16 protein-coding genes are annotated in these 19,343 nt (G+C 61.9%); 2 read left to right on the forward strand and 14 right to left on the reverse strand.

Annotation, left to right across the window (positions count from 1 at the left end; translation table 11 throughout):
• From AC04P6_RS01380 to AC04P6_RS01390, 3 genes are all read right to left on the reverse strand, one after another.
• On the reverse strand, positions 1-929 hold a 929-nt coding region (locus AC04P6_RS01380; protein WP_475564804.1), incomplete at its 3' end, for a phenylalanine--tRNA ligase subunit beta.
• 246 nt (positions 930-1,175) lie between these two features.
• Positions 1,176-2,237, reverse strand: coding sequence for a phenylalanine--tRNA ligase subunit alpha (pheS, locus tag AC04P6_RS01385; protein ID WP_475564805.1), 1,062 nt, complete (start codon positions 2,235-2,237; stop codon positions 1,176-1,178).
• A gap of 454 nt (positions 2,238-2,691) precedes the next feature.
• On the reverse strand, positions 2,692-4,326 hold the full coding sequence (locus AC04P6_RS01390; protein WP_475564806.1) for an FAD-dependent oxidoreductase: 1,635 nt from the start codon (positions 4,324-4,326) through the stop codon (positions 2,692-2,694).
• 319 nt (positions 4,327-4,645) lie between these two features.
• On the opposite strand from AC04P6_RS01390, the gene AC04P6_RS01395 reads away from it, so the two are divergent.
• The gene (locus AC04P6_RS01395) at positions 4,646-6,001 is read left to right on the forward strand and encodes a helix-turn-helix transcriptional regulator (RefSeq protein WP_475564807.1); all 1,356 of its coding nucleotides are present in this window, start codon (positions 4,646-4,648) and stop codon (positions 5,999-6,001) included.
• 3 nt (positions 6,002-6,004) lie between these two features.
• Here the strand turns inward: AC04P6_RS01395 and recQ are convergent, their stop codons facing one another.
• The 3 genes from recQ to AC04P6_RS01410 form a co-directional block, all read right to left on the reverse strand.
• Positions 6,005-7,930 (reverse strand): DNA helicase RecQ, encoded by a 1,926-nt coding sequence (recQ, locus tag AC04P6_RS01400; RefSeq protein WP_475564808.1) that lies wholly within the window; start codon positions 7,928-7,930, stop codon positions 6,005-6,007.
• An 11-nt stretch (positions 7,931-7,941) separates the two neighbouring features.
• A complete protein-coding gene (gene hisI, locus AC04P6_RS01405) occupies positions 7,942-8,283 on the reverse strand; it encodes a phosphoribosyl-AMP cyclohydrolase (RefSeq protein ID WP_475564809.1) in 342 nt (113 codons plus the stop codon).
• 97 nt (positions 8,284-8,380) lie between these two features.
• The gene (locus AC04P6_RS01410; protein WP_475564810.1) at positions 8,381-9,289 is read right to left on the reverse strand and encodes an SPFH domain-containing protein; all 909 of its coding nucleotides are present in this window, start codon (positions 9,287-9,289) and stop codon (positions 8,381-8,383) included.
• Between the two features lie 376 nt (positions 9,290-9,665).
• On the opposite strand from AC04P6_RS01410, the gene AC04P6_RS01415 reads away from it, so the two are divergent.
• Entirely contained in the window at positions 9,666-10,922 is a 1,257-nt protein-coding gene (locus AC04P6_RS01415) for a GH25 family lysozyme (RefSeq protein ID WP_475564811.1), read from the forward strand.
• Between the two features lie 76 nt (positions 10,923-10,998).
• Here the strand turns inward: AC04P6_RS01415 and hisF are convergent, their stop codons facing one another.
• The 8 genes from hisF to AC04P6_RS01455 form a co-directional block, all read right to left on the reverse strand.
• Complete coding sequence (hisF, locus tag AC04P6_RS01420; RefSeq protein WP_475564812.1) at positions 10,999-11,763, reverse strand: imidazole glycerol phosphate synthase subunit HisF; 765 nt, start codon at positions 11,761-11,763, stop codon at positions 10,999-11,001.
• A gap of 65 nt (positions 11,764-11,828) precedes the next feature.
• Positions 11,829-12,557 carry a 1-(5-phosphoribosyl)-5-[(5-phosphoribosylamino)methylideneamino]imidazole-4-carboxamide isomerase gene (gene hisA / locus AC04P6_RS01425; protein WP_475564813.1) on the reverse strand — a complete coding sequence of 243 codons (729 nt, stop codon included), beginning with the start codon at positions 12,555-12,557 and terminating at the stop codon, positions 11,829-11,831.
• Positions 12,558-12,559: 2 nt separating this feature from the next.
• On the reverse strand, positions 12,560-13,231 hold the full coding sequence (hisH, locus tag AC04P6_RS01430) for an imidazole glycerol phosphate synthase subunit HisH (RefSeq protein ID WP_475564814.1): 672 nt from the start codon (positions 13,229-13,231) through the stop codon (positions 12,560-12,562).
• A gap of 24 nt (positions 13,232-13,255) precedes the next feature.
• Complete coding sequence (hisB, locus tag AC04P6_RS01435) at positions 13,256-13,855, reverse strand: imidazoleglycerol-phosphate dehydratase HisB (RefSeq protein ID WP_475564815.1); 600 nt, start codon at positions 13,853-13,855, stop codon at positions 13,256-13,258.
• Positions 13,856-13,869: 14 nt separating this feature from the next.
• A complete protein-coding gene (gene hisC, locus AC04P6_RS01440) occupies positions 13,870-14,940 on the reverse strand; it encodes a histidinol-phosphate transaminase (RefSeq protein WP_475564816.1) in 1,071 nt (356 codons plus the stop codon).
• Positions 14,933-16,225, reverse strand: coding sequence for a histidinol dehydrogenase (hisD, locus tag AC04P6_RS01445; RefSeq protein ID WP_475564817.1), 1,293 nt, complete (start codon positions 16,223-16,225; stop codon positions 14,933-14,935). Before hisD ends, hisC begins: the two co-directional genes overlap by 8 nt.
• 15 nt (positions 16,226-16,240) lie before the next feature.
• Positions 16,241-17,854 carry an ATP phosphoribosyltransferase gene (gene hisG, locus AC04P6_RS01450; RefSeq protein ID WP_475564818.1) on the reverse strand — a complete coding sequence of 538 codons (1,614 nt, stop codon included), beginning with the start codon at positions 17,852-17,854 and terminating at the stop codon, positions 16,241-16,243.
• A 243-nt stretch (positions 17,855-18,097) separates the two neighbouring features.
• The gene (locus AC04P6_RS01455) at positions 18,098-19,336 is read right to left on the reverse strand and encodes a phenylacetate--CoA ligase family protein (protein WP_475564819.1); all 1,239 of its coding nucleotides are present in this window, start codon (positions 19,334-19,336) and stop codon (positions 18,098-18,100) included.
• Between the last annotated feature and the right edge of the window lie 7 nt (positions 19,337-19,343).

A 19,343-nucleotide genomic window follows, 5' to 3' on the forward strand; every position in this document is an offset into this window, starting at 1 on the left:
TCGATGCCGTCGAGCGTGGTGAAGGGCTCGCCGTCGAAGGCCTTGCGCACGCGTATGTGCACCTTGCCGGCCTCGTCCTTCGCAAGCTTGTCGTAGTCGAAGGCGTGCAGCGGCTGGCCCAGCAGGAACAGCACGTAGTTGGTGATGTCGACGACGTTGTTCACGGAACGCGCGCCCGCAGCGGTGATGCGCTCCACGAGCCACTCGGGGCTGGGGCCAACCTTCACGCCGCGGATAACGCGCGCGGTATAGCGAGGGCAGCGGCTCGCATCGGCGATTTCCACGCTCACCAGGGATTCGGTTGCGGGGGCCGACTCGGACAGCTCGTGACCCTCGATAGCGCTCTTCACGGGAACGCGATACATGGCGCCCATTTCGCGCGCCATGCCCTCCATGGAAAGGCAGTCGGGGCGATTGGGCGTGATTTCCAGGTCGAGCACGCGGTCGGACAGACCTGCGTACTGGGCGTAATCCATGCCGATGGGGGCATCCTCGGGGAGGATGATGAGGCCGTAGTTATCGCCTTCGAAACCCAGGTCGCGCGGGCCGCAGTTCATGCCCATGCTCACTTCGCCGCGCAGCTTGCTCTTCTTGATCTTGCCGGCGGGCAGCTCGGCGCCAATCATGGCGACGGGCACGCGATCGCCCTCATTGAAGTTCTGAGCGCCGCATACGATCTGCAGGAGCTCGGGTTCGCCCTGGGCGTTGACGTTGCGCTCGCCCACGTTCACCTTCGTGATGAACATATGGTCGCTATTCGGATGGGGAACCTTCTCGGCAATTTCGCCGATGAAGACACCCGTGAAGCCACCAGCGCGCTCTTCCACGCCTTCCACGCCCGTACCCGTGAGGTCGAGCTTATCGCAAAGGGCCTTCGTATCCGCGGGAACATCCACGTACTGCGACAGCCATTTCAAACTTACTTTCATGTGCATCTTCCTTTACCAGAAGCAATCACGTTTATTGTTTCGGAGCGGAACGAATTCCACCCCACTGCTTTACCGAAAACCCCGTACCCCCACATAGCCGAAGGCCAGAAGGGCCGAGCGGGACCAAACAACCCCGCGACCCAACTGCCGGAGACTCCGGCAGTTCTAGCGAGCGCGAGAGGCCCGACGGGCGAAGGGAGTTGGCTATATGCCCAACGACCGTAGCCCGGAGCGCCTCTCGTGCCGCTAGAATTGACGGAGGAAGCGCATATCGCCTTCCAAAAGCATCCTCAAGTCGGGCACGTTGTATTTCAAGCAGGCGATGCGCTCGACGCCCATGCCGAATGCGAAGCCGGAATACACTTCGGGGTCGATGTCGGCGTAGCCGAAAACGTTCGGGTCGACCATGCCGCAACCCAGAACCTCAACCCAGCCGGTACCCTTGCAGAAGCGGCAGCCTTCGCCATGGCAGATGCCACAGCTCACGTCGGCTTCCGCGGAAGGCTCGGTGAACGGGAAGTAATGCGGGCGCAGGCGCGTCTTGCGGTCTTCGCCGAACATCTGCTTGCAGAAGTAATCGATGGTGCCCTTCAGGTCGCCGAAGGTGATGCCCTTGTCGACCACCAGGCCCTCGATCTGGTTGAACTGGGGAAGGTGGCTGGGGTCGGCGACGTCGCGACGGTACACCTTGCCGGGGGCAATGATGTAGATGGGCGGCTTCTGCCGCTCCATCACATGAGCCTGCACGCCACTGGTCTGCGTGCGCAGCAGCACGTCGCTCTCGCCACGCACGGCGGCCGTGTCGCCCGAACGGTCGACGACGTAGAACGTGTCCTGCATGCCACGCGCCGGATGGTCAGCAGGCGTGTTCAGGGCCTCGAAGTTGTAATAGTCGTTTTCCACTTCGGTACCGCTGGCAACGGAGTAGCCAATGCCCAGGAAGATATCGGCAATTTCATCGGTGATGCGGCTAATGAGGTGACGCGTACCCACTTGCTGGGCGCGACCGGGAAGCGTGATGTCCACGGCACCTGCCGCCATCTTTGCAACCAGCTCGGCGCGGCTGAGGTCGGCCTTCTTCGCCTCGAGGGCGCCTTCCACCGCGTTGCGCACGACATTGAGCGTCTTGCCAACTTCGGCACGCTGCTCCTTGGGCACCTGGCCCATGCCGCGCAGGTAGCCGGTGAGGCTTCCCTGCTTACCCAGAACGCTCACGCGCACCTGCTCGAGCGCCGCCGTATCGGACGCGGCTTCGATTGCCGCCAGCGACTCGGCCTGCAGGGCAATGAGTTCATCGACAACTGCCATGCATGTCTCCTTTCACGAAACGAGCCCCTTCCCATCCTTGTTTCCAAGGACGAGAAGGGGCTCTCGCGGTACCACCCTGGTTGGCAGGCATGGCGCCCACCCACTTGTATGCCCGATTACGGAGGCGACCGGCGCGGCCTACTTGCCAAGGCGTTCATCCACGCAGCTGGTAAAGGGAATCACCGCGTATGCTGCCGGGCCCTTTCAGCCTGGGGGCCCTTCTCTGCGTTCGCACGTACCGCGGCGCTGTCTTCGTCATCGCTTTTGCTATTCGATTGTGCACCGAAGTGTAGCGCATTCCGCAAACGAGTTGCATCCCCTTTCACAAAAGAATGAAAGGCTTCCCCAAACGGCGCGGGCAAATGGAAAGGGCGACGCGCCACAAAGCGAGTCGCCCTTTCACGGGAGGGGTTTCCCCAACGCGCTTGCGCGCGATGAAGACTAGTTGTGCGGCTTACGCGCCGGCCAGGTCGTGACCCAGCAGGTAGCCGTAGGTGATGCAGCGGCCATGGTTGTTGCCAGCCACGTTGATGGGATAGTCAACGGCATTAACGTCGCCCATTACGTTGCCCAGGCAATACAGGCCGTCGATGGGCTCGCCATCTTCGCCGAGGCACTGGAAGTCGTTGTTGACCTTCAGGCCGCCCGTGACGGTGAGGAGCGCGGGACCAACCTTCAGAGCATAGAAGGGACCCTGCTTCACAGGCGTGAGGAAGACGGGCTTCTTGTAGTAGTCGGTGTCCTCGCCTGCTTCGCACATGCCGTTGTAGCGCTCGACCGTTGCGGAGAAGGTCTTGGCGTCGCAGCCAATCTTCTTGGCCAGCTCTTCGAGGGTGTCGGCCTGATATGCCATGCCAGCCTCGATGTACTTGGGGATCTGGGTCTCGAAGTATGCGGGAGCCAGGGACAGGTCGCTGCCATAGGGGCGGAAGCTATCCCAGAACATGCCGCCGCCGTAGGGCAGGCCATTTACCAGGTCGGTCTGCCAGTTGGCGTCGAAGATGGACCAAGCCTCGCCGTTGGGCTGGCGGTTGATGGCCAGGGACTTGCCCTGTACCCAGGTGTCTTCGCACATGAAGCGCTCGCCGTTGTCGTTGACGAACAGGAAGGGGCCATGGAACCAGCAGAAGGCCTGCGGATGCATCATCGTGGGCAGGGGCAGGTCCTGGAGCTGAGCGCCAGCCCACATGCCCATCTTATGACCGTCGCCCGTGTTCACGCCCACCGGGGTGTACTGGGAGCGATCGAAACCGTAGTCGATGCAGATGGGGGCATAGGCTTCGCACATGTCGCGGTTGCCGCCGATGTCGCCCGTGCAGAGCACGACCTTTTTGGCGTTGTACTGCACGTAGCCTTCCTTGGTCTTGCAGATGGCGCCCGTGACCTTGCCGTTTTCGGAAACCAGCTGCTCAGCAGGGGAATCGAACACGAACTCGGCGCCAGCCTTCACGGCGTCGTTGTAGAGCAGTTCGGCGCCCACGAAGCCCGTGGACTTCATGCCACTGCCCTCGGGAGCCATAACCATGTGATAGCCAGGCTGCTCGGCGTACACGTCGTCGTGGCTGTAGAATGCGCCAACCATGACGGAGCAACCTGCGGCCTCGGCCTTGTCGAGGAGCCAGTTGCTGGCTTCCTCGGAGTTGTTGAAGAACTTGACGATGAGGTCCTCGTTCGCGCGGCTGGCGCACTGGGCGATCCAATGCTGCTTCGCGTTGACCTTGTCGACCTTGATGCCCAGCTCGTCCAGGTAACGGGACTTGATGGCGCCGAAACCGCCACCGCGGCCGTTCCAGCTGCTGGTCTTTTCAACCACCGTAACGCTGGCGCCCTTTTCGGCAGCGGCGCATGCGCACGCGCAGCCGGAAATGCCAGCGCCGATCACCAGGATGTCGGCATTAACCGTCTTGGCGATGTCGGTGATGGGCTCGGGAGCGGTTTCCCATTCGTAACCGCTCGTAGTGGAAGCTGCGGTTGCAGCCTCCTCGGTGCGGGACTTCGTGTTGCCGCATCCCGTGAGAGATGCCGCAGCGGCGGCTACGCCCGTGAGCGCGGCGCCGGTGAGAAACCCGCGACGAGAAATATCCGTCATAATCCATTCCCTCCTAATCGGAAAACGCATCGGCCTCCCTGCCGACGCGCATGCCGCTCCTCGCGGCACAGCACGCATCTTACGGGCGGTTTACGCGGGGAACCATGGGCTAGAGCAGCCCATTTGCAAAAATGAACCGTTTTGGCCCATAAGCCATTGCGTGAAATAGACCCCGTTCGAGCGCGACTGGGGTAGAATGTGCCCCACGCGACAGCGCGCGGACGGGAGGGACGCCCGCGAAGAGGCCGAATTCTGTCGCATGGGAGGAACTATGGCACTGCGTCCGCGAACGAACGGATCGCTCCTAACCTTTATCGGATTGGGTTTCTGGCAGGCATGGTGGATGATCGCCATGTGCTCGAACATGCTGTCCCTGCATACCAACGAAGGCTCCGGGCCCCTGTCGCTCGTCATGGTTGCCACGGCGCTTGGATACTTGGTAGTCGCGTTTCTCCCGAAATCGCTCATGCCCCTCGTGAACAAGATTCCCTGCTATGGCATCTGCTCGCTTCTGGCTACTGGCGGCTCGTTCGGCTTGGTGGCAGCCACCGCAATCGGCGGTACCGTCGGCCAGATTCTCTTCATCGTGGGCGTCATCGCCTTTTCGCTTGGCAATGCACTTCTTCTGGCTATGTGGGGCGAATTCTGGAGCACGCTCGCCATGGGCCGCGTGACCCGCTGCCTCATGGCCTCGTACGTTTTCGCCTTCGTGCTCTTCTTCGCGCTCACGAGCATCCCCGTGGTTATTGGCGCTCCCCTGCTTGCCATAACACCCACCATCTCGCTGCTCGTGCTGTACCTCTCGCGCAATGAGCCCAAGCGCGAAGCGGCCCAAACGCAATTCGAAATGGAGTCGAAGCCCACCGCCCTCATCTTCGTGCCGCTCGTGCTTCTAAGCATCGTATGGGGCACGTCCCAGGCAATCTTCCCCTCGATGGGAACGGAGGGCTGGCAATCCATCAACGCATCTGCGCTGGCTGCGGGCCTCATCCTTGCCGCGGTGCTCGTATCCACCATCGTGTTTCCGCCGTCCATCGAACCGGTGGCACTCTACCGCCTCATCGTCCCCGCCATCGCATGCGGGCTCATCATGGTCGTCATCGCGCCCGAGCTCCTCGCCAACGTGGGCAACGGCCTGGTGATGGTGGGCATCTACGCGCTCGACATGCTCGTGATGCTCGTCTCCACTGACCTGGCATTCCGCATGCGCAAGCCTCCTGTGCGCTACTTCGCGCTCGCCATGTTCGCCACGCGCATCGGCAGCGCCGTGGGCACTGTCGCCATCCACGGACTGCTCGCTCACCCCGAAGCGGGAGCAAACGGCGACTGGATGCATGACACCATGCTCACCTGCGCCATCGTGGCAATCGTCGTGGGAATGCTCGTTTTCACGCAATCCGACCTGATGAAGCTCTACCGCACGCGTCCCGTGCATGCCGCCACGGTATCTCTTGACGAACGCTGCGCGAACATCTCGAAGGCATTCGGCCTCACCAATCGCGAAAGCGAAGTGCTGGCGCTGCTCGCCCGCGGACGCAGCATTCCCTATATCGCGAAGGAACTGGTTATCGCGAACGGCACGGTAAAGCACCACGTGTCGAACCTGTATCGCAAGATTGGCGTGTACGACCGCCAGAGCCTGCACGACGTCATCGAACAGGGCGTTCAGAAATAGCGGCTACTTGCGCGCTGCGTTGATCGCTTCCAGGAATTCGGCGCCGTAGCGGTCGGCCTTCACCTGCCCCACGCCGCTCACCTCGAGCAACTCGGCTTCGTCATGCGGCATTCTGCGACACATGTCATGCAGCGTGTGATTGCTGAACACCACGTAGGCGGGAATGCCCGCTTCAGCAGCGATGTCGGCACGTAGCTCCTTGAGCTTGCGGAATAGCTCGGGGTTCGCGGGAGCTTCAGAGCGCCCGCGATTACGCGGCGTGCCCACCGGCCCCAGGCGCCCTTCGCGCATGCGCTTCCTATCGCGGTCGAGGTCATTTTCCTTGGGAACCTTCAACGTGAGCGTGCGCTTCGAGCGAATGAACTTCGCGGACTCCGCAGTTGCCTCGATAACCTGGAATTTCCCGTCACGTATGTCGACTTGCGCGAGGATTCCCCGCTCCACCAGCGCGTCGAGGATGAAGCGGATATGCCGCGAACCCTCTTCGGCCATGATGCCGTACGTGGAAAGCGTGTCGAACCCACCGAGCGTCATCTTCTGGGCACGCGAGCCACGCAGGATATCGACGATGGTGCTCTTCCCCACGGTGCGTCCGCGCTGCTGAAGACGATACACGCAGCTGATGATCTTCTGCGCGTCGACCGTGGCGTCGCGCTCCTCGAACTGCGTTTCGCAGTTCCCGCAGGAACCGCAATAGCCAGGAGCTTCCTCGTCGAAGTAGTTCAAGATGAACTTGCGCAGGCAATCCTGCGTCGTAGCGTAGAACGTCATCATCTTCAGGCGCCGCTTCGCGCGTTGCAGCAGCTCAGCGCGCGTGGGCGCGTCGACTCCAGGCTGCTCGCTATAGCCCGCGTTGATGAGGAATTCCGCGGTGCGCACATCTTTGGGCGCGTACAGCAGGATGCAATCGGCTGGCTCGCCATCGCGGCCCGCGCGGCCCGCTTCCTGGTAATAGCTTTCCAGGTCGAGGGAGATGTTGTAATGCACGATGTAGTTGACGTTGCTCTTGTCGATGCCCATGCCGAACGCATTGGTGGCGACCATGATCTGCGCACGGTCGTACACGAAGGCCTCCTGGTTGGCCTTGCGTTCCCTATCGCCCAAGCCGGCATGATACCGCGTTGCAGCATACCCCCAGCCGTTGAGCGTGTCGCACACCTCTTCCACCGCCTTGCGCGACATGCAGTAGACAATGCCCACCTGTCCCTCGTGTTCTTTCACGATGCTACGCAGCATGCCATCTTTGCTCTTGGGACCACTGCTGCCCGTGGGGCGCATTACCGAAAAATGCAGGTTGGGCCTGTCGAAGCTGGCCGTAACCTGCAGGGGGTCGCGCAGCTTCAAGCTCTCGCGGATGTCGTCGCGCACCTGACGCGTAGCCGTGGCGGTGAACGCCGCGACAACGGGGCGCGTGGGCAGCTCCTCCACGAACGAAGAGATGTTCTGGTAGTCGGGACGGAAATCCTGCCCCCATTGGCTGATGCAATGCGCTTCGTCGATGGCAAGCAACGAAGGCGGGCACTTCATGCAGAACGATCGAAAGTCGTCGCGCGACAGACGCTCGGGCGCGATGTACAGCAGGCGAACGAGCCCTGCTTCCACCGCCTTGAGCGTATCGCGCTGAGCCAGGGGAGAAATGGAGCTATTCACGAACGCGGCGGGAATGCCCGCTTGCTCGAGCGAGTTCACCTGGTCTTTCATGAGCGAAATAAGCGGCGACACCACGATGGCGTACCCGGCCATGCACACGGCGGGCACCTGGTAGCACACGCTCTTGCCCGCGCCCGTGGGCATGACGGCCAGCACGTCGCGACCCGCCAGGATGGCATGCACGATATCGGCCTGATTGGCACGAAAGGAACCGTACCCGAAATGGCGCTTGAGCGCTGCTTCGGGCTCTATGGCACGAGGAGAATTGCTCGAAGGCATGCGGGCGATGCCTACAGATTGAAGGAGCGGTAGAAGCAGCTGGTCTCGCCCGTATGGCATGCGGGGCCCGCAGGCTCCACCAAGGCTAAGAGCGTATCGGCGTCGCAGTCGTAGCGCAGCTCGACGAGCTTCTGCACGTTGCCGCTTTCCTCGCCCTTATGCCACAGCTTATTGCGACTGCGCGAGAAGAACCAAGTCGTGCCTTCGTCGATGGTGCGCTGCACCGTTTCGGCGTTCATCCACGCCATCATGAGCACGTCCTTCGTGGAGGCATCCTGCACGATGCACGGAATGAGCCCCGCGTCGTTGTACGTAAGATCGGCGATACTAAGAGCGTCGGTTTCCTTGTTCATTGCACGCCTCCTGCGCATGGATTCGCATATCGGGTGTAGGAAAAATACAACGGCCGAGGCGCATGCGCAACCCCGGCCGTGCAATGCCCACGAGAGCTTACTTGTTGCTGTCGGCCTTGTTCGCCGCGAGCATCTGCTCGAACATGCTGGCCGTCTGGTTGAAGTCATTCGGCAGAACAACCGTGGCGGAACCGCCCTTCTTGGCGAATTCGCCCATCATTTCCGCCCACTGCGTAAACAGGAACAGCTCGTTCGCCTCGCGCGTGGAAACGCCCGACTCGCGGATGACGTCGAGGGAACCGGCGATGCCTTCGGCGATGGCCTTGCGCTGCGCGGCGATACCGCGACCCGATTCCTCCATGGCCTGGGCCTGAGCCTGGGCCTCGACGACGACCTTGATGCGGTCGGCATCAGCCAGGGCCTGGGCGGCTTCCTTCTCGCGCTGCGCGGAGTTGATCTTGTTCATGGAAGCCTCGACGTCGGCAGGCAGGCCGATGGCCGTGATGAGCGTGCTCACCAGGTCGTAGCCATAGCCGACCATGCGAGCCGCAACCGTGGTGTTCACATCGGCAGCGATGCTGTCCTTATTGTCGAATACGGCATCGAGATCGTAGTTCGGGATGGCAGAACGCAGGGCGTCGGCAATGTAGGCGCGCATCTGGTCTTCCGGATCGGCCAGCATGTAGTAGCTGCGGAACACGCCGCTCTGCGTGGGGTCGGTGCCACGATCGTAATTGACGTGATACTGAGCCGCCACCGTCATGGTGATGGTCACGTTGTCCTTCGTCTTGCCATCAATCTGCATGGCGGTCTGACGCGTGCGCAGGTCGACCTTCGAGGCGATACGCTCGACGAAGGGAATCTTGAGATGCAGGCCAGGCAGAGCCGTGCGGTTGAAGCGCCCGAAGCGCTCGATGATGTATTCCTGCTGCTGTTGAACGACGAATACGCCGCCAAAGAACAGGAACAGGAAGATGAGGACGATAAGGCCAAGTAGGGATACCACGGATTCTCCTTCGGTAGGTAACGTTTGTACCATGATACCCCAGTTGTGGGCGCACAACCCGGCCGCAAGCGCAGGATTGCAAACGAGTTTGGCGCGAGACGCCTCTTCTCGGCCCAAAAGCGAACAGAATGCGTCCCGGCAGCTCACAGCCCAAACGAATGCAAGGAAGGAACGCATGCGCCGCAATGGTTCAGCGGCGTTCAAACGTTTGACCCGATTGCCCGAATTCACACGTCGGTTCCAAGGGAGTGGTAAAGTGGTACCCACTAGGAATCAAAACAGGGGGATGTATATGGCACGCAATCGCACTCGTATCGCTCGAACTGCGTATAGCTTCCTTGCGGCAGCAGCGCTTTGCACAATCGCCGCGCTTTTCATGGCCACTCCCGCCGCATGGGCAAGCGAGGAAGACGGTCTGGAAAACAGCTGGCGCTACTCCAATGGCGAACGCATCGACGGCTCCGATTCCGACGGGGCGTTCAACGCTGGCGAGGCATCGTGCCTCACCGCGCAATCCACCTCGCCCGACCTGGTGAAGTTCGGCATCGACGTGAGCCATCACCAGAAGACGATCGACTGGGCCAAGGCCAAGACGCGCGTGCGCTATGCCATCGTACGCTGCGGCTGGGGCCGCAACACCTCCACCCAAGATGACGGGCAGTGGGCTAACAACATACGCGGTTGCCGCGAGAACAACATCCCCTTTGGCGTGTACATTTACTCGTATGCCACAAATGCCGCAGAAGCGCGTGGCGAAGCGCAGCACGTGCTGCGCCAGCTACGAGAGCAGGGCATCACCTACGAAGAGCTCTCGCTGCCCATTTACCTTGACCTAGAGGAATGCGACAAGGATAACGGCACTGCGTACAACACCCGAAGCGATTACAAAGAGATCGTTGACGCGTTCCGAAGCGAACTGCAGAACAACGGCTACTGGGAGGTAGGCGTGTACGCCAGCTGCTCGTGGTGGGCCGACCAACTCGCCGACGTGGAGGTGGACAGCGACTGGCGCTGGGTGGCGCGCTACTACAAAGACGGCTACTACACTCCCGGGCAAGACAACTACGCAACCACGCCGTTCGGCGGCCGCTTCAGCAACCTCGCCAGCACGGGATGCGGCCTCTGGCAATACAACTCGCAGGCCCAACTCCCCGGCATCCCCGGCAACACCACCGACGTGAACGTCGCCGACCTGAACATGCGCTTCCTGCAAAGCGCCTACCCATCGGGCTGCATGTTCCGCCTGTACAACCCCAATAGCGGCGAGCATTTCTACACGGCCAGCAATCGAGAAGCGGAATTCCTGACGCTCGTTGGCTGGAACTGGGAAGACAAGGGATGGACGGCACCCGATTCGGGCGACGCGGTCTACCGCCTATACAACCCCAATGCCGGCGATCATCACTACACCCTTTCCACGAACGAGCGCGACAATCTCGTGAGCTTAGGGTGGCGCTACGAAGGCGTGGGCTGGTACAGCGCTAGCAGCACGGGCGTGCCCCTGTACCGCCAATACAACCCGAATGCCACCACGGGAAGCCACAACTTCACGGTGAGCACGAGCGAGCGCAATCAGCTCGTGAGCAAGGGCTGGCACGACGAAGGCATCGCCTGGTACGCGAAGACCGCCTAGCGATAAGCCGACACGCAACAACAAGGGGAGCGCGAGCATCGAAGCCGCGCTCCCCTTCTTCTGTGCCGGAGTCTTGCTATAGGCGCACGTGAACACCTTGGGAGCGCAGGTATTCCTTCACCTGGCGCACGGTATAGGTGCCAAAGTGGAACACGCTCGCGGCCAGCACGGCATCAGCCTCGCCCTCGATGATGCCCTCGGCGAAATGCTCCAGCGTGCCCACGCCGCCACTCGCGATGACGGGGATATCAACCGCACGCGCAATGGCACGCGTGAGGGGAATGTCGAAGCCGTCCTTGCTGCCGTCGCGGTCCATGCTCGTGAGCAGAATCTCGCCCGCACCGCACGACGCGACCTTCTGGGCCCATTGAACGGCGTCGATGCCGGTGTTCTTGCGCCCGCCATGCACGTACACTTCCCACTTGTTGGGATTGCCCGCAACCTGCTTTGCATCGATAGCGCAGATGATAGCCTGGCTTCCGAATGCCGTGGCCGCACGCGTGATGATAGTGGGGTCTTCCACGGCGGCGCTGTTCACCGACACCTTATCGGCACCCGCAGCAATCATCGTGCGTATATCCTCGACGGTGCGGAAACCGCCGCCCACGCAATACGGCAGATGCAGCTCTTCGCTCGCCCTGCTAGCCAGGGCAACCGTGGTGGCGCGTCCTTCGTGCGTGGCCGTGATGTCCAAGAAGATGACCTCGTCGGCCTTCTGCTCGTCGTAGCGCTGCGCGAGCTCGATAGGGTCGCCCGCATCGCGCAGGTTCACGAAGTTCACGCCCTTCACGACGCGACCGTCTTTCACATCCATGCAGGGAATCACGCGTTTTGCGAGCATCGTATTCCTTCCCACTTCCATCCAACCACCCCATGGCGGCAGAAAGCCAATCGAACTGCGAATCGCTACCGCAGGCTATCGCAGAATGCCTGGGCTTCGGAAACGCTCAGCGTCCCCTCGTATACGGCGCGGCCCGTGATAACGCCCTCGATAGACTGCGCCACCTGGGAAAGGTTGCGCAGGTCATCCATGTTGGTAACGCCACCGCTGGCGATAACCGGATTGCCGAACACGCGGGCCATGCGCTCGTACGCGGAGGCGTCGATGCCCGTCTGCATGCCATCGCGGGAAATATCGGTGTATACCAAGTGCTTGAAACCCGCGCGCGCGACTTCGGCAACGAGTTCCTCGGCGGGAACGCCAGCACCCTCGCGCCACCCCTGAATGGCCACTTCCCCGCCGCGGGCGTCGATGCCAGCGCAGAGCATGTCGCCGAACGAGCCGATGGCGTCTTCGGCGAACTCCTTGTCGACCACCAGGGCGCTTCCCAGCACCATGCGGCTCACGCCAGCATCGTACAGACGCTGCAAAGCCGCCATGTCGCGGATGCCACCGCCGTTCTCGACCTTCAGAGACGTGGACTCGGCGATGCGCTCGATGAGCGCGATGTTTTCCTGCTTGCCCGAACGCGCGCCGTTCAAGTCGACCACGTGAATCCACGTGGCGCCCGCTTCCTCGAAGCGTTTCGCCTGATCGACAGGATCTTCGTTATACACCGTGACGCGATTGTAGTCGCCTTTCGCAAGGCGCACCGCACGGCCGTCCAGGATATCGATGGCAGGGAGCAGATACATTGTTAACCTTCCTTGACGATGCGCATGAAATTGCGGAGCACGGCCAAGCCCGCATCCGAGGATTTCTCGGGATGGAACTGCACGCCGTATGCGTTTCCGCGCTGAATGACGCTCGGGAACGAAATTGAATGGCGCGTCGTAGCGACCGTGCAGTCGTTACTAGACGCGACATAGCTGTGCGTGAAATAGAAATATTCGCCTTCGGGAATGCCCGCGAGCAAGCGGCAGCCACCCCACGCATCGCCCACGCCGGCAGCAGGCTCGATGGCATTCCAGCCCACATGGGGAACCTTGTAGAACGCACCCGAGGCATCGTGTGACGGCATGCGGTCTACCAAGCCCGAGACGATTCCAAGTCCTGGCGTTGTGGCACCCTCTTCGCCCGGCGCGGAAGAAGCGCCTTCGGTGCCCTCCGATAGAAGCAGGTGCAGACCCAGGCAAATACCCAGGAAGGGCACGCCTGCCTCGATGCGCTCGCGGATGACGTCCATCTGGCCGCTTTCCCGCATCGAGCGCGAGGCGTCGGCAAACGCGCCCACGCCTGGAAGCACGATGGCTTCGGCAGACGCGATGCGCTGCGGACTGGAAACGATTTCCGCTTCCCCGCCCACCGCGGCAAGCCCGCGCTGCACGCTCTTCAGATTACCCTTGCAATAATCGACGACGGCGATCATGTAAAACTCCTTGGCGTATATGCGCTAGAGCGCGCCCTTGGTGGAGGGAAGCACGCCAGCGATGCGCTCATCGATACGCGTCGCCTGGCAAAGCGCCCTACCCGCGGCCTTGAAAGCGGCCTCGATGATGTGATGGGCGTTTTCGCCCGCAAGGCTGCGCACGTGCAGCGTAATGCCGGCATTGCTTGCCAGCGCAATGAAGAACTCCTTCGCAAGCGACGTATCGAACGTGCCGATGATCTGAATGGGCACGTCGACGCTATAGTGCAGTTGACCACGCCCGGAAATGTCGATCGCAGCCAGCAGAAGCGCCTCGTCCATGGGAACGAAGCTGTTCCCGAAGCGAACGATGCCGCGCTTCTCGCCCAGCGCCTGCACGATGGCCTGGCCCAGCACGATACCGCAGTCCTCGACGGTGTGATGCGCGTCGATTTCGATATCGCCCTTCGCTCGCACGGTGAGGTCGAAGAGGCCATGGCGCCCGAATGCGTCGAGCATATGGTCGAAGAAGGGAACGCCCGTGTCGATATCCGTAACGCCCGTGCCATCGAGGTTGATGGTGATATCGATATCGGTTTCCTTGGTGGTGCGCGAAACGTGCGCTATGCGCTGTTCTGCGGCCATGGCATTTCCTTCCACTACGCCAGAATCGATTGCAATTCAAGCAACAGCTTATCGTTTTCCTCGGGCGTGCCCACGCTGATACGCAGGCAACCAGCCGTAAGGACGCCCGCGCTGAAGTCGCGCACGAGCACTCCCCGCTCGTACAGGCGCTTCCAGACGCTCGCCGCATCGACGTCGAAGCGAACGAGCAGGAAATTCGCCGCGCTGGGATACACCGTCACCCCGGGAAGTTGCGCAAGCTTCCCCGCAAGACGCTCGCGTTCGCGAACGACGAGCTCGATGCCCTGGGCGAACGCATCGCGATGACGCACGACCTCGAGGGCGATGGCCTGCGAGACGGCATCCACCGAATAGGGCTGGCGAACCTTCGTGAGCTCCTCCACAACCGCAGGCGACGCAAGCAGGTAGCCCATGCGCGCGCCCGCCAGGCGATACGCCTTGGAAAACGTGTGCAGGATAGCAAGGTTGTCGTACGCGGAAAGCAGCGGCTCGGCGCTCGCTTCCTGCGGCGCGAATTCGATGTACGCCTCATCTACCAGCACGAGGGCATTGGTGGCCTGCAAGAGGCGCTCGATGAACGCCACCGGGGCCACATCGCCCGTAGGGTTGTTGGGGCTCGTGATGACAACCATGCCCACATCGCCTCGCGATGCACGCTCGATAACCGCTTCCTCATCGATCGAAAAGTCGGCACGACGGGGAACGTCGATGACGCGCGTTCCCGTGAGACGCGCATTCGCGGCATACACGCTGAACGTAGGAGGCGTGTTCAGGAGCGCGTTGCCCTCGCCGCCCCACGCCAGCGCCAGGTTGAACAGCAGCTCGTCGCCGCCGTTTCCGCACACCACCTGATTGCGCGCAACGCCGTGCCACTGGGCGATGGCATCGCGCAGCTCGTTGGCCATCGGGTCGGGATAGCGGTTGAACGCGACGCGCGCAACCGCCTCCTCGATGCCCTGGCGCACGCTGGCGGGCACGTCGAACGTGGTCTCGTTGGCGTTGAGCCCCACCTGCGCGGGCAGGTATTTCGGGTCGTAGGGCTCGACGCCGCGAAGAAGCGAGTTGGAAGCGCGCAGCTTAGCCACGGTTGAGCTCCTGCAGGCGCAGGCGCACGCTTTCAGCGTGGCTCCACAGGCCCTCGCGATCGGCGATTGCCACGATGGCCTCGCCGTCGTCGGCCAGCGACTGACGCGTGTACTGGATGACGCTAGAGTGCTTCATGAAGTCCATGGTGCCGAGCGGGCTGCTGAACTTGGCGGTACCACCAGTGGGAAGCGTGTGATTGGGGCCGGCAACGTAGTCGCCCACGGCTTCGGGAGTCCACTCGCCCAGGAAGATGGCGCCCGCATTCTTGACGGCACCCAACTGGCCCATGGCATTCGCGATGTGCATTTCCAGGTGCTCGGGGGCAATGACGTTCACGGCGCCCATGGCGGTTTCCATATCGGGGCAAACCACGATGAGGCCCTGGTCGCGCAGGCTTGCCGTGGTGATTTCGGCACGCGTGCTGCGCTGCATGTGAGCCTCGATGTTCTCTTCCACCTTATCGGCATACTCGGAGTCGAAGCACACCAGGTAGCAGCTAGCCAGCGGATCGTGCTCGGCCTGGGCCATGAGGTCGATGGCGACCATCTTCGGGTCAGCCGTTTCGTCGGCGACGACGCACACCTCGGACGGGCCGGCAATCATGTCGATGCCCACATCGCCCATGACGATCTTCTTGGCAGCGGCAACATAGGCATTGCCGGGACCCGTGATCTTGTTAACGGGTTCGATGCTTTCGGTGCCATAGGCCAGCGCGGCGATAGCCTGGGCGCCGCCGATGGAATAGATCTCGCTCACGCCGCAGATACGGCATGCCTCGAGCACGGCCGGGTCGAGCGAGCCATCCTTCGTGGGAGGAGTCACGCATACGATGCGCTCGACGCCCGCCACCTGAGCGGGGATGGCGTTCATGATGACGCTGGAAGGATAGAGCGCGCGACCGCCGGGAACGTAAATGCCCACGGCTTCGATGGGCGTGAGCTTGCTTCCCACCAAGGCGCCGTTGGGGCGCACGGCGAAGATGCTTTCCTGGAGCTGACGCTCGTGAAACTCGCGTACCTGGTCGGCGGCGTGCTGGAGGCTCTTGGCGAGGTTGGGGTCGAGCGTTGCCAGGGCCTCGTCGATTGCCTCCTGGCTCACGCGGAACGACTCGAGTTCCACGCCATCGAAGCGAGCGGTGAAATCGCGCAGCGCGGCATCGCCTCCCTGACGCACCGCCTCGACGATGTCGGTAGCCGCCTTCAGCGCCTGCGCATTGAATGCGCTCGTACGCTTCAAGTGCTCGTTATTGAACTTTTCTCCCGCCTTCAGCACTACACGTCGCATTGGTCACTCTCCTTCTTATTCTGCGATGTTGGATTTCAGGGTTTCAGCTAGACGCAACACGCGTTCGTCCATGCGAAACGCGCAGGGATTGGCGAAGAACCGGGCCGTGGATTCCATGACGTCGTCCACCACTTCCAGGTTGTTCTCGCGCAGGGTCGTGCCCGTCGCCGTGATGTCGACGATGCGGTCGGACATGCCGATAAGCGGACCGAGCTCGATATTGCCATGCAGGCGCACGATTTCCACCTGCTGGCCGATGCGGTCGAAATACGCCTTCGTGATATTGGGGTACTTCGTGGTAACGCGGATGCTGCCCAGCTTGCGATAGCGTTCCTGCACCGCGGGCGTGGCCCCCTTGGGCTGCGCCACCACGAACTTGCAAGCGCCATATTGCAGGTCGACCAGCTCGACCACATCGGGGCTGGCCTCCACCAGGCTATCGCGACCGCAGATGCCGCAGTCGGCGGCGCCCATGGCCACGAACACAGGTGCATCGGTGGGGCGCACGATGATGTAATCGACGCCGGGATTGCTGATGATGAGCTGGCGACCGGGGTCGTCGAGGCCTGTGGTGTCGAGCCCAGCCTCCGAAAGCACGCGGATGGTATCGGCGTTCAGCGAACCCTTGGGAACGGCTACGCGCAAGGGGCGGCTGGCTTCCGCTTCGCCCGCAAGCGCGGCCATGACCTGCTCGAGATAGAACGCGAAACCGCCGGCGGGCAGGGAGTCGCCGTCGTACGCGGCAAGCATGCCGTCGTAGCGGCCGCCGCTGCCCAAGCTGGCGCCCATGCCGGGCACGTAGGCCTCGAACACCACGCCGGTGTAGTAATCGAACGAGCTCATGATGCTGAAATCGATGAGCAGCGCGTCTTCCATGCCCTGCTCGCAGAGGATGTCGAACGTGCGGAGCAAATCGGAAAGGCCACGTGCGCAACCCAGGGGCTCGGCGAGCTGGCGTGCGCGTTCGATGGCCTCGCGACCGCCACGAATGAGCGGAAGCTGGGCGATGGCACGTGCAAACGCCGTGGGAACCTCGGGAAGCGAGGTAAGGCGGTCGAGCTCGATGAAATCCGAGGCGTGGTAGGCCTCGAGCACCTCGTTCTTCCAGGCGCCATCGGCAGGGCACGTTTCCAGCAGCGCGCGCAGGACGCCCACCGTGCCCAGGGCGATTTTGAACTCCTGAAGCCCCGCGGTGCGGAGCGCGGATACGAACAAGCCCACGATTTCGGCGTCGACCTCGGCGCCTTCCACACCCAAGCATTCAAGGCCAATCTGCGTGAGCTCGCGCGATGCCGCCTGCTGGTCGGCTTCGCGGAACACGCGCTGGGTATAGCGGAAGCGGAACGGGCCGGCCTGGCCGCGCAGGCGCGTTGCGCACATGCGTGCAACCTGCATCGTAACGTCGGGACGCAGGGCAAGCAGGTCGCCCGATGCGTCGAACAACTTGAACGGCAAGGAGGGAATGCGACCTGCGGCGCGCAGGACATCCATGCGCTCGAGCGAGGGCGTCTCGATGGGGGCATACCCATGGCTCGAGAACAGCGTCTGAACAAGGGTTCCGATCTGCTCGCGGCGCAGTGCCTCCTCGGGCATGACATCGCGCAATCCCGCTGGCGTAACGTAGTGCATATCACCCCGCCTTTCCTTCGAGTACCTACAAGTATAACGGTCGGACTAACGCCAAACAGCTTCCTTTTTCTAAGTTGTTTGAAGCGTATTCGCCGCTTGACCTGGGCACTTTAGCACGCTAAAGTGCTAAAGTATTAGGGGTATTATACATCACGACGCGAAAAAGGGAACATCTCGCCCATATGCACACAAAAGGACGGCCCACGCGATGCGCAGGCCGTCCCTCGGTTTTGCAAGGAGCTTCTACTCGTAGCGTTCGTCGAATACGCGCTTGCTCTTCTTCTCGCTGCGCGGCAGCAAGCCAAGCTCGACGACCTTCACGAGCGGCGTGAACCCGATGCGGCTCTTCACCTCGGCGGCAATCTGCTTGCCCAGGGCCGCGAAGTCGACTTCGCCGCTAACGGCTTCCACGTACAGGCGCATGGTGTCGCGGCCATCCAGATGCGAGATGCGAATCTGGTATTCGCTCGAAGCGCCTTCAAAGCCAGAGAGCACTTCCTCGATCTGGCTGGGGAACACGTTCACGCCGTGAATCTTCATCATGTCGTCGGAGCGACCCGAGATGATATCGAGGCGAACGTCTTCACGCCCGCATGCGCACGTGCCGGGCACGATGCGCGACAGGTCGTGCGTGCGGAAGCGGATGAGCGGCGCGCCCTCCTTCTGCAGCGTGGTGAGCACGATTTCGCCCCACTCGCCGTCGGGAAGCACCTCGCCCGTTTCTGGGTTGATGATTTCCACGTACACGTAGTCGTTGAACACGTGCATGCCGTCGTTCTGGGGACAGCTGATGCCAATGCCGGGGCCGTAGACCTCGGTGAGGCCGTAGACGTCGTAGAGCTCGATGCCCAGAATCTCCTGGATGCGCTCGCGGGTCTTGGCGCCCCAGCGCTCGCTGCCGATAACGCCCTTGCGCAGGTGAATCTGGTCCTGGATGCCGCGCTTCTCGATTTCCTCGGCCAGCAGCAGCGCATAGCTTGCCGTGGCGCACAGCACCGTGGACTTCAGGTCGATCATCATCTGAATCTGCTTGTTGGTGTTGCCCGGACCCATGGGAATGGCCATGGCGCCCAGCTTCTCGGCGCCATTCTGAAAGCCAATGCCCGCAGTCCACAGGCCATAGCCAGGCGTGATATGAATGCGGTCGCGATTCGTGATGCCCGCGATTTCATAGCAGCGCTTGAACATCTCGCCCCAGTCGTCGACGTCCTTGGCGGTGTAGGGAACGATGACGGGCGTGCCCGTGGTGCCACTACTGCTGTGGATGCGCACGATCTGCTCTTCGGGCACGGCGGAAAGGCCCAGCGGATACGCTTCGCGAAGGTCAGCCTTCTCGCTGAAGGGCAGCTTCTCGAAATCGGCCTGGGACGTTACGGCGTCGAGGTCGATGCCCTCGAACTTCTTCGCGTAGAACGGGGAACGTTCCTTGAGGTTGTGAAGCTGCTTGGAAAGCAAGTCGAATTGGCTGGAGGTCATTTGCATAGCCAGA

It is taken from the genome of Denitrobacterium sp., assembly GCF_056180635.1.